The 15,707-nt window shown below is 66.5% G+C and carries 11 protein-coding genes; 3 read left to right on the top strand and 8 right to left on the bottom strand.

Annotated elements, in window-relative coordinates; translation table 11 throughout:
* Positions 1-55 precede the first annotated feature (55 nt).
* From Q4F19_RS12490 to Q4F19_RS12470, 5 genes are all read right to left on the bottom strand, one after another.
* Positions 56-1,468, bottom strand: a complete 1,413-nt coding sequence (locus Q4F19_RS12490) for a sugar porter family MFS transporter (protein WP_303543038.1) — start codon at positions 1,466-1,468, stop codon at positions 56-58.
* Between the two features lie 118 nt (positions 1,469-1,586).
* Complete coding sequence (locus tag Q4F19_RS12485; RefSeq protein ID WP_303543036.1) at positions 1,587-2,369, bottom strand: SDR family NAD(P)-dependent oxidoreductase; 783 nt, start codon at positions 2,367-2,369, stop codon at positions 1,587-1,589.
* Between the two features lie 34 nt (positions 2,370-2,403).
* Entirely contained in the window at positions 2,404-3,558 is a 1,155-nt protein-coding gene (locus tag Q4F19_RS12480; protein ID WP_303543033.1) for a fumarylacetoacetate hydrolase family protein, read from the bottom strand.
* 190 nt (positions 3,559-3,748) lie between these two features.
* Entirely contained in the window at positions 3,749-5,314 is a 1,566-nt protein-coding gene (locus Q4F19_RS12475) for an MGH1-like glycoside hydrolase domain-containing protein (protein ID WP_303543031.1), read from the bottom strand.
* A gap of 1 nt (position 5,315) precedes the next feature.
* Complete coding sequence (locus Q4F19_RS12470; RefSeq protein ID WP_303543029.1) at positions 5,316-6,887, bottom strand: glycoside hydrolase family 43 protein; 1,572 nt, start codon at positions 6,885-6,887, stop codon at positions 5,316-5,318.
* A gap of 261 nt (positions 6,888-7,148) precedes the next feature.
* Between Q4F19_RS12470 and Q4F19_RS12465 the strand changes: the two genes are divergently transcribed.
* Both Q4F19_RS12465 and Q4F19_RS12460 read left to right on the top strand, forming a co-directional pair.
* Positions 7,149-10,259, top strand: coding sequence for a TonB-dependent receptor domain-containing protein (locus tag Q4F19_RS12465; RefSeq protein WP_303543028.1), 3,111 nt, complete (start codon positions 7,149-7,151; stop codon positions 10,257-10,259).
* Positions 10,260-10,316: 57 nt separating this feature from the next.
* Entirely contained in the window at positions 10,317-11,900 is a 1,584-nt protein-coding gene (locus tag Q4F19_RS12460; RefSeq protein ID WP_303543026.1) for a rhamnogalacturonidase, read from the top strand.
* A 9-nt stretch (positions 11,901-11,909) separates the two neighbouring features.
* On the opposite strand, the gene Q4F19_RS12455 is transcribed toward Q4F19_RS12460, so the two are convergent.
* Entirely contained in the window at positions 11,910-12,806 is an 897-nt protein-coding gene (locus Q4F19_RS12455) for a polysaccharide deacetylase family protein (RefSeq protein WP_303543023.1), read from the bottom strand.
* Positions 12,803-13,912, bottom strand: coding sequence for an endo-1,4-beta-xylanase (locus Q4F19_RS12450; RefSeq protein ID WP_303543021.1), 1,110 nt, complete (start codon positions 13,910-13,912; stop codon positions 12,803-12,805). The genes Q4F19_RS12455 and Q4F19_RS12450 overlap by 4 nt, the downstream gene beginning before the upstream one ends.
* 134 nt (positions 13,913-14,046) lie before the next feature.
* Between Q4F19_RS12450 and Q4F19_RS12445 the strand changes: the two genes are divergently transcribed.
* Entirely contained in the window at positions 14,047-15,114 is a 1,068-nt protein-coding gene (locus Q4F19_RS12445; RefSeq protein ID WP_303543019.1) for a LacI family DNA-binding transcriptional regulator, read from the top strand.
* An 80-nt stretch (positions 15,115-15,194) separates the two neighbouring features.
* On the opposite strand, the gene Q4F19_RS12440 is transcribed toward Q4F19_RS12445, so the two are convergent.
* A complete protein-coding gene (locus Q4F19_RS12440; protein ID WP_303543017.1) occupies positions 15,195-15,518 on the bottom strand; it encodes a hypothetical protein in 324 nt (107 codons plus the stop codon).
* Positions 15,519-15,707: the final 189 nt, after the last annotated feature.

The raw sequence follows: 15,707 nt of genomic DNA, 5'->3' as shown, positions 1-15,707 counted from the left end.
GCATGGGACGCCATGCTCCGCGAACCGGCTTCACCCGCGGCCGTCCCCGCCATGATCAGCCCACCATCTGTTCGAGCTCGCGCCCGCGTGTTTCTTGGACGAGCGCGCGGACGAAGAAGAAGGACACGAAAGCACTTGCGGCATAGAAGCCGTAGGTGATCGTCAGCCCGATCGACGCGGCGAGCGCCGGAAAGCTCACGCTGATCAGGAAATTGGCGATCCACTGCGCGAAGCCCGCGACCGCAAGCGCCGAGCCGCGTATCTGGTTCGGGAACATCTCGCCGAGCATCACCCACATGACCGGGCCCCAGCTCATGTTGAAGAAGATCACGTAGAGATTGGCGGCGACGAGCGCGATCCGGCCGGTTCCGTCGGACAGATGGAGGCCGCCGCCCGTCGCCAGCGTTGCGGTGGAGAAGCAGGCCGCCAGCGTCGTCAGCGTGACCGCCATCCCGGCCGAGCCGATCAGCAGCAGCGGCTTGCGACCGATGCGATCGATCACCGTCAGCGCGCCGAGGCAGGCCGCGATCGAAAGCGCGCCGGACAGGATGTTGATCTTCAGCGCATCATCCTCGCTGAACCCGACCGACTGCCAGAGCACCGCGCCGTAATAGAAGACGATGTTGATGCCGACGAGCTGCTGGAAGATCGCGATGCCGATGCCGGCCCACACGATCGGACGGACCTTTCCCGAACCGCGATCCAGCAGATCGGACAGGCGCGGCCGGTGCTGGTCCGTCGCCAGCGACTGCCGGATCTCGCCGACCTTGCGCGCGCTCTCGGCGGCACCGAACAGGCGCGTCAGCACGGTCGCCGCCTCGGCCTCGCGGCCGCGTGCGACGAGGAAGCGCGGGCTTTCCGGAATGAAGAGCAGCGCCACGAAATAGACGGCGGCGGGGATCGTCTGCATCCAGAACATCCAGCGCCATGCGGGATAACCAAGCCACAGCGGCGCCTGCGATCCGCCGGCGGATTTCGCCAGCACATAATTGGCGACGAACGCCCCGGTCAGCCCGGTGATGATCATGATCTGCTGGACGCTGGACAGACGGCCGCGCATTGATGCCGGCGTGACCTCGCTGATATAGACAGGCGAAAGCACGCTCGCCGCGCCGACGCCGAAGCCACCCAGCACGCGGGCGAGGATGAAGATGAAGGAGGAGGGGGCGGCGCCCGCGGCAAGCGCGCTGACGAGGAAGAGAGCCGCCGCGATCATCATGACGCTGCGCCGGCCGATCAGATCGGCCAGGCGGCCGGCCGCGAATGCCCCGATCGCGCAGCCGATCAGGATCGCGCCGACGTTGAAGCCCGTGCCCAGCTTCGAGAGGCCGAACGCCTTTTCCAGGCCATCCTGCGTGCCGTTGATGACGCCGCTATCATAGCCGAACATGAAGCCGCCGATCGTCGCCGCGGCCACGATCGCGGCGATGAATGCGAGGTTCACCTGTCTTTCCGCTACCCTATCCATTTTCATCCTCTCTCGAATTTCGATGTGGCGGCTGTTGTTCAGCCTGCCGTTGCGATCTCATGTCCCGATGATCCGGCACGCGTCGGATCTGCGGACGAAGCGGGCTTGCCGGGCCCTATCAGCGCCAGCCCGCATCGATGAAATAATCGTGGCCGGTGCACATCCGCGCATCGCTCGACGCGAGGAAGAGCGCGAAGGCCGCGACATCCGCCGGCTGGATGCGGCCGTCCAGGCACTGCGCCTTGATGATCTCCGCTTCGCCCTCGGGCGTGTACCATTTCTCCTGCCGCGGAGTCTGGACGTTGCCGGGAACGATCGTGTTGACGCGGATGTTCGCGCGGCCGAGATCGCGGGCGAGACTGCGCGTGAGGCCTTCGATCGCCGCCTTGGCGGTCTGGTAGAGGACGAGTTCCTCGAGCGCGAGGTGCCAGCTGATCGATCCGAAATTGAGGATCACCCCGCCGCCGGCGGCCTGCATCGCCGGGATCACGGCCTGCGCTGCAAAGAACATGTGGCGCAGGTTCACCGCCATGCGATCGTCCCAGTAAGCGGGCGTGACCTGCGCGATCGTGTGGCGATCGTCATTGCCGGCATTGTTGATGAGGACGTCGATGCCGCCCAGTGTCCGTTCGATCCGGCCGATCGTCGAGACGAGCGTGTCGAGATCGGTGATGTCGCAGGGCTCGAACAGGATCGGATGCGCGGCCAGCGGCGCGAGAGTCGCGACCAGCGCGCGGGATGGCTCATCGATGACATCGAGAAAGGCGACGCGCGCGCCCTGGCGGACGAAGGCCTCGACCAGCCCCGCGCCGATGCCGCTGCCGCCGCCCGTCACCAGCACGCGCTTGTCGCGCAGGCTGGGATAGGAGGCGGCCTGTTCCATCGGCGCGATCACCGACATGAGCGGGCCTCGTCGAGAAAGGTCGTCACGAGCGTCATCCTTGGTTCGTCGGCGAGAGCAATTGCCGCCCGGCGAGATTGCGCATCAGATCGGACACGCCGAACGTCCATGGCGCAGCCTCCTTCGAGGTGGTCACCCGGTTGACCAGCCGGCCCAACGTGGGAGTCGAGATGGTGACGACGTCGCCCATCTTGTGGGTGAAGCCGCGGCCCGGATCGTCGCGATCCTCGACCGGCGCGAACAAGGTGCCCAGGAACAAGGCGACGCCGTCCGGATATTGATGCTCGCTCATCGTCTGCGCGAGCAGGTTGTCGGGATCACGGCTGATCTGCGCCATGCTGCTGGTGCCGGCGAGGCGATAGCCGTCGGTGCCCTCGATCAGCAGATCGACCTGCGCGGCGCGCACATCGTCCATCGAGAACGTCTCGTCGAACAGGCGCACGAACGGCCCGATCGCGCACGAGGCATTATTGTCCTTGGCCTTGCCGAGCAGCAGTGCCGAGCGGCCCTCGAAGTCGCGCAGATTGACGTCGTTGCCGAGCGTGGCGCCGACGGCGACGCCGTCGCGATCGGCAAGGATCAGGATTTCCGGCTCCGGGTTGTTCCAGGACGAATCCGATCGGATGCCGATCTCCGCGCCCCACCCCATCGTCGACAGGATCGGCGCCTTCGTAAAGACTTCGGCATCCGGGCCGATCGCGACCTCCAGATATTGCGACCACATGCCTTCCTCGATCAGCGTGGCCTTCAGTGCGGCGGCGTCCTCCGATCCCGGTACGACCGATCGGATGCTGCCGCCGATCCGGGCTTCCAGCCGATCACGGACGGCGGCCGCGGCGGCAGCATCGCCGCGCGCGCGTTCCTCGATGACGCGCTCGATCGCCGAGACCGCGAAGGTGACGCCGGCCGCTTTCACGCATTGCAGGTCGAGCGGGCTTAGCAAGGTCGGCGCCTGGGCGCCCGACAACAGCGTTTCGATCGGGCCGAGGACAGTTCCGGCCGTCTTCCTCCAGCCGCGAATGCGGACGAGATCCGCGGACGTCGGCGCGATCCGCGAGACGTCGTAGGCGATGCCGTCGCGGATCAGGATCGGCGTCGGCCCGGCCGCGGTCTCGATCCGGCCGAGATACAGACTGCGACGCCAGTCCCCCTCCGGCATGTCCGACGCGGAAAACACGAAATCCTTCATATCCTCATCCGGCCCGCTCTTATGATAGCGCTATCACTCTTACGCTCGGACAATGCTGTCAAGTCGTCTGCCGAGCCTCGATATCACGGCATTGGCTTGCATCCGGCACGCCGGTCATGCCGCGCCGGTCTTTGCGCGAGGGCTGCAGCTAGATCGAACAGGCCCTCGCGATCCTGCTCGCCACCGCCGATCAGATGGTCACCCGCTGATTGGCCGTGAGGGTCAACTTGCGCATCCGGCCGGAGGTTTGCAGCGACACATGCTGGGGAATGGTGTCGATCCCGACCAGCGCCAGGATCTTCCCGCTCGGATCGGAGATCAACCGCGCGCTGCCGCCCTCGATCCGGGCGATGCGCTTGCCGGCGATCGACAGATCGGCCCCGCCGCCCGAATACCGGATCGACGCGGAGGTGGTCCGGGCGATCTTTGTCGTGAAGCCTGCGCCGGACGCCCCGGCGTGGCGGGGGCGAATATTCCAGTGCAACAGGTCGCGCTCCTCGCGGACCCCCAGCAAGCGCCATGTATAATCGATCATCACCAGCGCGCTCGGCGAATAATCGCCGTCGCCGGGCGAATAGCGGCCGTCGAGCGGATCGATTTGCTGGCGGAAGGACGTGTCCGCCAGCATCGCTTCGCACCAGCGATCCATCATCACGGCGAATTCGGCAGGCCGGTTATAATGCTCCATCCAGCGCCCCGCGCGCAGCGCGGTGAGCGCCTGGGTCGCGCCGCCCCAGCTGTTGGTGGGGATAGGCCGCACGAAGGCGGGATCGTCCAGCGCGATCGAGGGCAGAGGGAAAGGCGACCAGAAGGCTTTCGGGTTGTGGATCTGCCGTTTCCACAGATCATCGAACAGCGCCTGATCGGGGACATGTTCGCCGCACACGCGCGAGAGGATATCGGATCGGACGCGGACGAAGTGCCCTTCGGCATCCAGATCGTAGAAAGCGGCGTCCTGCGCCACGTAGAGCGTCTCGAGAATGCGCGTCCGGATCCGGTCCGCCTGTTCGGTCCAGCGATCTGCCTCGGCCGTCTTGCCGAGCGCGGTGGCCATCTCCGCCAGCGCCCGCCGCCCGCCATGCACGGTCGCCGACAGATCGGGACAAAGCCGGGGGAGGGTCGCGATCGGATGGTGGCGCTTCGCATCCTTGTTAGGGCATTGGTTGGGGATGCCCGCCCAGCGCGGACTGTTGTCGTGCCCGGTATCGTAGGTGCAGAAGCCCTCGACGAGCCCGGTGCCGCGCGTGTTGCGATAGCGCATGAGCCAGCCGTCCCAGGCCGAGCATGCCGCATAGGCTGCCGCGAGCAATTCCTCGTCGCCCGTGGCGCACGCCAGCTCCCAAGCGGTCGCGGCGATCGGCACCACCATCTGGATCTGGCCAAAGCCCGTCTCGGTAATCTTGTTGTTGGCGGGCAACTGGCCGTCGGCGCGCTGCAGCTCGAAGAAGGTCAGGTGGCTGTCCCGCGCGACATCCGGGCGGAATTTGCTGTAGACCAAGGCTTCGTGCGGTCCGCATTCCTGCCAGATGCCCTGATAGTTCGATCCCTCGATCAGCACCGGTCGGCTGACATAGGGCATGGTCCGCACGTTCGCGGCCAGCACCGCCAGCGCCCGATCGTAGGCGGCCTGCCAGCGAGAATTGGTCGTCGAGAAATGGGGCATGTCGATCGCCGGCGTCTCGCTGGACAGATGCGCGGGGAAGGTGCTGCCGACGGCGGCGGCCGCCGAGCCGGCCAGGAAAGCGCGTCTGTTCATGTCATTCCTTCGGCAGCGGTTCGACCCGGAAGCGGTCGATATCGACGAAGCCGCCCGGCATGCCCAGCGTGTATGTAAAAAGCGCGGGCCGCGACCCTTTCCACCAAGAGAAGCGGGCGAGCGGGATCGGCGCGCCTATCGACCCGAAGGACCGGCCTCTGTCCAGGCTGTAGCTGTAGCGGACGGTCTGATCGGACGAGACGTCCGCGCGCAGCGCGAGCGTCCCGGCTTCGATGCGAGGCCCGCGCGTCTCGGTTCCGGCGGCCGATAAGGTCAGCCAGTTGCGGCCTCCCGCGCGGACCACGCCGATCCAGCTCGGGCCGACCCCGAACAGAGACAGGCCTGCGCGCTGCCCGTCGGCCATGTGGCGTGGATCGATCGTGGTCGTGATCCTGGAGGTCGGCCCGGTCAGGATCTGGGTGAGCGTGTTGCGCGCGGCGACGAGATGGCGTGCGCGGCCCGCGGCGAGCCGCAGATAGCCCGGTCGCGCGGTCAGGCTCCATTTCGTGTCGTCCGGATTGTGGTTCCACTCCCATTGCGGCCCGAGCGTGCGGCCGGCGAAATCGTCGCTCGCCTGCAAGCCGGGAGACGGCGCGCTCTTGCCCGTATCGGGCGCCGGATGGGTGGTGACGGGCTGGCCCGCGCTATCGCCCGCGATCGGATCGCCGATGACGGGCCAGTCGTCGACCCAACGCAGCGGCTCGAGATAGGTGATTCTGCCGAAGGCGCCGGTGCTGTTGAAATGGACGAACCAGCCCTGCCCGGATGGCGTCTCGACCCATCCGCCCTGATGGGGGCCTTCCAGCCTCGTCGCACCTTGGCGGAGCACGACGCGCCATTCATAGGGGCCGCTTATGGAGCGGGAGCGCAGCGCGACCTGCGCGCCTTTTTCGACGCCGCCGAAGGGCGCGAGAATGTAGTAATAGCCTCCGCGCTTGTAGAGTTTCGGGCCCTCGAGGATTGGGAGGTTGGCCTTGTCCTCGACGATGACCTTGCCGCCGTCCAGCACCTGGCGGCCGTCGGTGCTCATCCGGTGCAGGATCAGGGGGCCGGCTCCGCGACGAGAATGGACGAGCCAGGCGGTGCCGTCGTCGTCCCAGAACGGACAGGGATCCTCCAGCCCCGGCTGATCGATCACCTTGACCGGCGTGCTCCATGGCCCTTCGGGCGTGCGCGCGGCGGCCATGAAGATGCCTTCGTCCGGCGTGGCCCAGTAGACGTAGATCGTGCCGTCATGCTGACGGATCGACGGCGCCCAGACGCCGCCCGCATAGCGGGTGCCGCCGACCGGCTTGGAGACCGCATCGGTCAGCGTATGTGGGCCAGGCATGTCGTATTCGGGCGCGAAGGGCAGGCGGGGGAGGACATGTCCGGCGATCGTCCAATGGACGAGGTCCGGCGATTTCAGGATCGGTATCCCCGGCGAGAAATGGAAGCTCGACGCCACCAGATAGTAATCGGCCCCGACGCGAATGACGTCCGGATCCGAATAATCGGCGAACAGGATCGGGTTTGTGTAGCTCGGTGCGCTCGATGCGGACGGCGCGATCGCCCCGAGCGCAAGCCCGCTCACCAGCACGCAGAGACGGCGGCCCGTTCGCCATGCCGCGCCACGACGATCCATCGGCAAAGCGATTCATCCTCTCTTCATCGCCGCTTGAGAATCGGCATTGACGTCCGGAAATCTACTGCTTAGCGTTAGGGCTAACAACCAACTTGTTCGCTGCAATATGGTAACGCTACCATGTTGCGGTGCAGAATTTAGCGAAGGCTCAACTTCGCAATTTCGCAAGCGCGGTCTCATGGGAACCGCGAGAGGATGAAGGGGAGGATCATGAAGACATTTGCTCGTACCGAGCGCGCCCGCTGGCTTTCGGGCGCGACGTCCGCGGTGCTGATCGGCCTGGCTTGTGCGCCGGTCGCCGCGCAGGCGCAGACGGCGGCCCAGCCGGGTACGGCATCGGACCCGGTTGTCGGCGCCGGACCGACCGAGACCGCCGTCGGCGAGATCTTGGTGACCGGATCGCGCATCGCGCGCACCGGTTTCGATGCGTCCACGCCGGTGAGCGTGGTCAACCAGGAGGATGTGAAGCTCTCCGGCAACGTCAATATCGAGAAGACGCTGGCGCAGCTGCCGCAGGCGGTGGGTTCGGCGCTCGGAAGCGCGACCTCGAACACCGTGCCCGGCGGCTTCGCCGACGTGAACCTGCGCGGCTTCGGCGCGACGCGAAACCTCGTGCTCGTCAACGGCCGGCGCTACGCGATCTACGGCCCGGAGCAGGTGACCGATCTCAACACGATCCCGTCGTCGCTGATCGCGCGGACCGAGATCGTCACGGGCGGCTCGTCCGCGGTCTATGGATCGGACGCGATCACCGGGGTCGTCAACTTCATCATCCGCGACGATTTCCAGGGCTTCGAGGCGCGGGCGCAGCTGAACATCGATGCGCCGACCGCGACGCCCGTCTACAATGTCGATCTGACGCTGGGCACGAACTTCGCCGAGGATCGCGGCAACATCGTCGTCTCGGGCAATTATCTCCGCCGCAATTCGATCACGCGCGGGGAGCGTGGCGGCTATGCGTATGATTCACTGGTCGATGGCTGCGTCGCCGCCGGCACCAGCCGATCGCAGCGCGCCGGCAGGCCCCTGACCGTTCCGGCCGGCCAGACCTGCACGGGCGCCGGCGGCGAACTCGGCTTCATCGCCAGCGGCAGCGGCGACATTCCCAATGGCCGCTTCTCGGGCATCCCGTCCTTCGGCGGCACCAATGCCGGGCTCAACGCGGCCTATGCGGCGGCGGGGCTGAGCGGGCTCGGCTCGCGCGGCTTCACGTTCAACGATGCCGGCACCGCGGCGCGGCCCGCACTGACCCCGCAGGACGATTTCAACCTCGGGCCGTTCAACTATCTGATCCAGCCGCAGGAACGCTGGATGATCAACTCCTTCGGTCATTACGACTTCACGGATGCGATCACCGGCTACATGGAGCTGCACTACAGCAACAATGTCGTCGATGCGCAGCTGGCGCCCACCAATGTCGGCGCGACGACCCTGTTCAACGTCAACAATCCCTATCTGTCACCCGCGCTGCAGGAAGTGCTGCGCCAGCTCGATCTCGCCGAGACCGGCACGATCTCGGTCAGCAGCGGGACGACGACGCGCACCACGACGCGGGGAGATGGTCTCGCCGCGATCACGGCGGGGCGTCGCTATCTGGAAGCGGGGCCACGCTTCGCGACCGAACGGCGCAACGTGTTCCGCGGCGCCTGGGGACTGCGGGGTGAACTCGGGAGCATCTCCGATGCGTTCCTAAGCAATCTCAAATATGATGCGTATTACACCTACGCGCGCAGCGAAGACACGCTGATCCTGAAGAACGCGATCTCGCGCAGCCGCCTGCAGGCAGCCTTGCTGTCGGTCGGCACGGCGGCGCCGGTCTGCAACATCTTCGGCCAGAACATCTCGGCCGCGTGCGCATCCGCGATCACGATCGGTGCGACCAACTCGACCATCGCCGAACAGCAGGTCGCGCAGGCGAGCATCACGGGCGATCTGTTCAAGCTGCCGGCGGGCCCGGTCGGTTTCTCGTTCGGCACCGAGTGGCGCAAGACCAAGGCGGTCTTCACGCCCGACACCTTCCTCGCCTCGGGCGATGTCGCCGGTTACAATGCGGGCCTGCCCACCAACGGCCAGGTTTCGGTCAAGGAAGTGTTCGGCGAGGTCCGCGTCCCGCTGATCCACGACACGCCCTTCATCCAGAGCCTCGTCGCCAACGGCGCGTTCCGCTATTCGGATTACAGCCTCAACGGCATCGGTGGCGTCTGGACCTATCTGGGCGGGCTCGACTGGAAGGTGAGCAAGGACATCGCCTTCCGCGGTCAGTATCAGCGCGCGATCCGCGCGCCGAACGTCGGCGAATTGTTCGGCGGGACCAGCCGGTCGTTCATCACCGCGACCGATCCCTGCTCGAACCGGACGCAGGCCGCGCAGCAGACGGCGGCCGTCCGTGCGCTCTGCATCGCGACCGGCGTGCCGGCGGCCAACGTGTTCACTGCCGCGATTCAGCCCAACGCCTTCTTCCCGGCGGATTCCGGCGGCAATCCTGCACTCGGCGCGGAATCGTCGGACACCTATACGGCCGGCGTCGTGCTCACGCCGAGCTTCGTCCCGCGCCTGTTCCTCAGCGTCGATTATTTCAACATCTCGCTGAAGGGTGCGGTCGCGCAGCTTGGCGGCGGCCTGCAGAACACGCTGAACCTGTGCTATAATGTGGTTCAGGATACGGCGAGCGAGTTCTGCCGCGCCATCTCGCGCAATCCGCAGACCGGCGAGATCAACGAGCCCTATGTCGTGCAGATCCGCAACGCGAATACGGGCAATCTGAAGACGTCCGGCATCGACATCGCGGCGCGCTATCGCCTGCCGGTGGACTTCGGCTTCTTCGGCCTGGCCGATACCAGCTCGTTCGATCTGGGCACCAACGTCACCTATCTGCGCGAGTTCACCGCCACCCCGGTCGCGGCGATGCCGAACATCAAGAACAAGTGCGCGGGCTCGTTCGGGCCGACCTGCGGCCAGCCGCTGCCGCGGTGGCGGGCGATCTCGCGCGTGACCTGGAACGTCGGCGATTTCAGCCTGAGCGTGCGGCATCGCTATGTCGGCAAGGTGACGACCGATCGCTACATCGTGCCGCTGAGGCAGGGATCGGCGGCGACGCCGGCGCTTTCGACCATCCCCTATCCGACGCTGAAGGCGCAGAACTATTTCGATCTGTCGTTCAACCTCGCCGTCACCAAAACGTTCGAATTCTTCGGTGGCGCGAACAACGTGTTCAACAAGGAGCCGCCGGTCTCGACGCAGGGGCCGAACGCCAATACCTTCTCGGCGACCTACGACGTGCTGGGCACCGAATTCTTCATCGGCGCGACGGCCAAATTCTGACGATGTGTGCCGGAAGCCGGTCGGCTTCCGGCATGACTTTTTTGGTCTGGAGACGAGATGACGGTCGGTCGGCGTGCGGTGATGATGTCGGGCGCGTTCGGGATAGCCGCGCTGGCGAGTGCCGAAGCGGGCCGCGCCGCAGCTCCGGGCATGGCCGCGGGCGGGCCGGGCTGGGTGGATGTTCGCGATTTCGGCGCGAAGGGCGACGGGACGACGATCGATACGGCCGCGATCGATCGCGCGATCGATCATGTCGCCGCGCGGGGCGGCGGGACGGTCTATTTCCCGGCGGGGACCTACGCTTCCTACACGATCCACCTGAAGAGCCGGGTCACGCTGTGGCTGGACAATGGCGCGGTTATCCTGGGCGCAGCACCGTCCGCTGGACGCGGCTATGATCCCGCCGAGCCGATCGGCGACTGGGGCGCCTATCAGGATTCGGGCCATGGCCACTGGCGCAACAGCCTGATTTGGGGCGAGGGGCTGCACGATATCGCGATCGTCGGGCAGGGGCTGATCTGGGGCAAGGGCGTCGGCCGCGGCGACGGCAAGGACGATTGGCTCAAGGATCCGAGCGGCCCGGGCACCGCCAACAAATCGATCGCGCTCAAGAATTGCCGCAACGTCACGTTGCGCGATTTCCGCCTGCTGGAAGGCGGGTGGTTCGCTCTGCTCGCGACGGGCTGCGACAATATCACGATCGACAATCTGCTCGTCGATACCAATCGTGACGGCTTCGACATCGATTGCTGCCGCAACGTGCGCATCACCAATTGCACGGTCAACGCGCCGTGGGACGACGCGATCTGCCCCAAGAGCAGCTATGCGCTAGGCGAAGTGCGCGTGACCGAGAATGTGATGATCGCCAATTGCCTCGTCACTGGCAATTATGTGGTAGGCTCCGTGCTCGACGGGACATGGCGCAGGATGCCGCCCGACTTCGCCAAACTGATCCACGGGCGCATCAAGTTCGGCACCGAATCCAATGGCGGCTTCCGCAACATCGCGATCACGAACTGCGTGTTCGTGGAAAGCCGCGGCCTTGCCTTCGAGACGGTCGACGGCGGCATGATCGAGGATGTCGTGGTCAGCAACATCACGATGCGCGGGATCGTCGATGCGCCGATCTTCCTGCGTCTCGGCAAACGGATGCGCGGGCCGGCGGGTCGCGCGATCGGGACGATCCGGCGGATCCGCATCCAGAATATCGTTAGCTCGGGCGCGACGATCCTGCCGTCGGTCATCGCGGGCCTCGCCGAGCGACCCATCGAGGATATCGCAATCAGCGACGTGCACATGCAGCATGTCGGCGGCGCGCCGGCCGACATGGCCACAATCCAGCCGCCCGAGGCGGAACTCGGCTATCCCGAGGCGACGATGTTCGGGCCGCTGCCGGCGACCGGCTTCTTCGTCCGCCATGCGCGCAATCTGCAGATGAGCAACATCGAGATCGCAGTTGCGACGCCGGATGCGCGTCCGGGATTCCGCTTCGAGGATGTCGCCGATGCCGACGTCTTCCGGGTGCGTACGCCCAAAGGCTCGCCGACCTTCTCGCTGAAGGATTGCATCGATTTCAGGTCTACGGGGAGCCGCGGTCTCGCGGATCGCGAGCTGGCCGGCCCGGTGACAAAGACGTTCTGAGGCGCGCGGCTAGCGGCACATCGCGCTGAGCATCCCGGCGTAAGCGGGCGCGGGCAGGGGCGCGACGTTCTTCGCCTTCGCCTGTTCGTCCAGGCTTGGCGTCGGATCGCGGCGCGGATCCATGTCGGCAGCGTAGAAGCGATCCCGCGTCGCTTTCTCCAGAGTGACGAAGCGGAAACCCTCGCGGCGATATTGCGCGATCAGGCGCGGCAGCATGCGCGCATCGAACGCGCCGCTGTGCATCAGCAGGACGTACGAGATATCGCGCCCCGTGACCGCGCTCGCGGTGTGCCGCGAGGCGCGCGCCGCCTCGGTCGCGGCCGACAGATAGGTCTGTTCCAGACGTTCGATCGCCGGCGCGTCGCCGGTCGCTGAGCAGCGCGCATAAGCGTCGTTCCACAGAAAGTCGCCGAAGCTCATCGTCACGCCGGCGATGCGATAGCCGCGATCGGCCAGCCCTTGACGCACCATGCGACGTTTGGCGGGATCGCTGCCTTCGTCGAGATAGGGGAAGCGGAACCAGCGCCAGTGCTGACCCGCCATCAGCCGCGCGAGCGTCGGCGTGTTGAAATCTATCTCGTTGAGGAAGGTGGCGGCATCGGTCTTGTCGAGATCGCTATGCGCCCAGCCATGGTTGCCGAGCGGAAAGCCCGCCGCGCGCCACGCTTCGAGTACGCCCGCAGTCCCCGGCTCGCGCCCCAGCGCGCGGCCGTTGACGAAACCCCAGACGGGCCCGACATGCGCTGCCTGCAGAGCCGCGACGATCCGCTCGATCACGGCGAGACGCGTCTCGCCCGGCGGCAGCGGTCCGTGTGAGGGCAGATCGTCGAAGGTGAGCGCGATCTGCGGCGCGGCGGCCGCGGGCGTTCCGAGCAGCAGCGCGAGCGCGGCCGCCGCTGCCCTCATGCGGGTCTCGGCGCGGCGGCGCGGAACGCGCCCGCGATCGCGTCGCGCATCGGTTTGGGGGCATAGTCCGCATCGAACGGGCACGGGCGCTTGGGCGTCCCGTCGGGGCGGGGGCGGGATCCGTTGAGCCAGCTGTAGCGATCGCTCAGCCCCCAGCACATGATTGTCCGCAGTGCCGGATAGGACAGCATCAGGTCCAGATAGGCGCGGGTGTGATCCGCCACGAGGCGATCACGGCCGCCGATGTCCGTCGGCAACGGATTGTCGTGCACGTCGAGTTCGGTGACGAGCAGCCGGAGCCCCATGCCCGTCACCTCGTCGAGGAACGTCCGCCACGCGCGTTCGTCGAGCGAGCCGAGGCCCGTCGGCGAGTCGCTATATTTGCTGCCCAGATGGCTTTGCACGCCGAGCGCATCGATCGGCGTACCGCGCGCCTTCATCCCGTCCAGCAGGCGCAGCACCGCGTCGCGGTGGCGCCCGTCGTCCGCTTGCCAGCTCATATAATCGTTATAGACGAGTTCGGCCTTCGGCGCCGCCCGACTCGCAGTGCGGAAGGCGAGGTCGATCGTCGCTTCCGCGCCAAGATGGCGCGAAAGCGCGGTCTCGCGGAGCCGGCCCGTATCCGGATCGATCGCTTCGTTGACGACGTCGAAACTGTCGACGACCGATGCATAACGCCCCGCCACCGTCGAGACATGTTCGGTAAGGAGCCGTGTCGCCTCCTTTTGCGGTTCGCGTCCGAAATCGTAGGTGGCAAGCCAGCCCGGCATCCATTGCTCTGAATGCCAGAGCAGAGTGTGGCCACGCACGCCGATGTGCTGTTCGGTCGCCCAGGCGACGATGGCGTCGGCCGCGCGAAAGTCGAAGCTGTGCGCATCGGGACGCGTCGCGGCCCACTTCATCTCATTCTCGGGGACGATAAGTCCGCATTGGGCGGCGTTGAGCGCGCGGTAGCGTGGGTCGCGGAAGTTCGCGCCGCCGATCGTACTGCCGAAGCGCAGCCCCTTGCGCCGGGCCAGTTCGGCGAGCGAAGCCTCAGGCGCCGCGCCGAGGAGCGGCAGGGTGGACAGGGCGCACCCCGCCGCGACGAACTGACGTCGGTTCATCCGCGTTTTCCGCTCCTCTCCGACCGGCTTGTCTGCCTCATCGATAGCGCTAACATTACGACGGCGATCGTCGCGTCGCAAGCGCTTACGCCGGTCGAGATTGCGCGATCTGCGAGATCATGGGAGCTAGCGCCATGACCGAAGCCAAGACGTCCCGCCGCCGCCGTGTCGCGCCCACGATCAACGATGTCGCGAAGCGCGCGGGCGTATCGTCGATGACGGTATCGCGCGTCATCAACGGCGAAGCGAATGTCCGGGAATCCACGCGCGAGACCGTGAATGCGGCGATCGCCGCGCTCAATTACGCGCCCAATCCGGCCGCGCGCAGCCTCGCCGGGGCGGGGCAGGTGCGGATCGGACTGCTCTACAGCAATCCCAGCGCCGCCTATCTCAGCGAATTCCTGGTGGGCGGGCTCGATCAGGCGAGCCGCAGCGATGCGCAGATCGTCGTCGAGAAATGCGAAATCGGCGATCACGAGGTGGCGGCCGCGCAGCACCTCATCGCCGGCGGCATCGACGGGATCATCCTGCCGCCACCGATCTGCGATTCCCGGCTCGTGCTGGAGGTGTTGCAGAAGGCCGGCATCCCGACGGTGGTCGTCGCGACCGGAAGCCCGCCCGACAAGATGCTGGCGGTGACGATCGACGATCGCGATGCCGCGCGCGCCATGACGCGGCATCTCATGGCGCTCGGGCATCGCCGGATCGGCTTCGTGATGGGCAACCCGAACCAGACCGGCAGCGCGCTGCGGCTCGAAGGCTATCAGTCGGCGCTGGCCGAGGCCGGTCTCACCGCCGATCCCGAGCTGATCGCGCCGGGGCTCTACACGTACCGGTCGGGGCTCGACGCGGCCGACCAGCTGCTTGGCCTCGACAAGCCGCCGACCGCGGTCTTCGCCGCCAACGACGATATGGCGGCGGCCGTGATCGCGGTGGCGCATCGGCGCGGGCTGGACGTGCCCGGCGATCTGAGCGTCTGCGGCTTCGACGATACGGCATTAGCAACGGCGATCTGGCCGGAACTGACGACCATCCACCAGCCGATCGCGGAGATGTCACGCGCGTCGGTGGAGCTTTTGATCACTGCCATCCGCCAGAAGGGACGATTGTCCGAAACAGGACGGCACCTCGTGCTCGATTACACGCTCATCCGTCGCCACTCGGACGCGCCGCCGCGGCGCAGGCCACGGGCACGCCCGTAGGGCTCGCCTCCCGACTGATGCGATGCGGCGCCGGCCTCTAACGCCCGGCGCTGCCCAGTCAGTGTTACGCGCGCCGAAGTTCAGTGGGCGGTCGGCGCCGCGGCGGCCGTCGGCGCACTTTCGGGGCGGGCGAGGTTCTTCGACAGATAGGCCACGACCGCCTTGTACTGGTCGTCCGTCAGCGACGCGCCATTGCCGACCATCCGACTGACGACCTGCGACCATTCGTCGGGCGAACGCCGTTGGGCGACGATGACGTCGACGCCGTGGCACCCTGCGCAGGATTCCTTGACCTGAGCCTTGCCGGGGGCCTCGGGCAGATCGACGCCCTCGGCAATGACGGCCGAGGCGGCCAGCGCTCCGAAGACGGCGACGGCGGCAATCAGGGTTCGGAAAGACTGCATGGACCTCTCATCTCGCTTAACAGATCGCAGCATGGCGCCCCGATGATGGGCGGTCGCTGAATGAACCGCATAGGGTGATGGCCGCTGCTACGACGATAGCATCCCCTGAAAAAGCGATTTCGGCAGCTTTTGTTGGCCAGAGAAAAGATCGTAGGAACAGGGCGATAGGTGGCAGTCGGCGGCGCGCTC

The sequence above is a fragment of the Sphingomonas natans genome, from assembly GCF_030546695.1.
GTDB classification, from domain to species: Bacteria; Pseudomonadota; Alphaproteobacteria; order Sphingomonadales; family Sphingomonadaceae; genus Sphingomonas_I; species Sphingomonas_I natans.
This window is presented reverse-complemented; position numbering and strand designations above follow the sequence as displayed.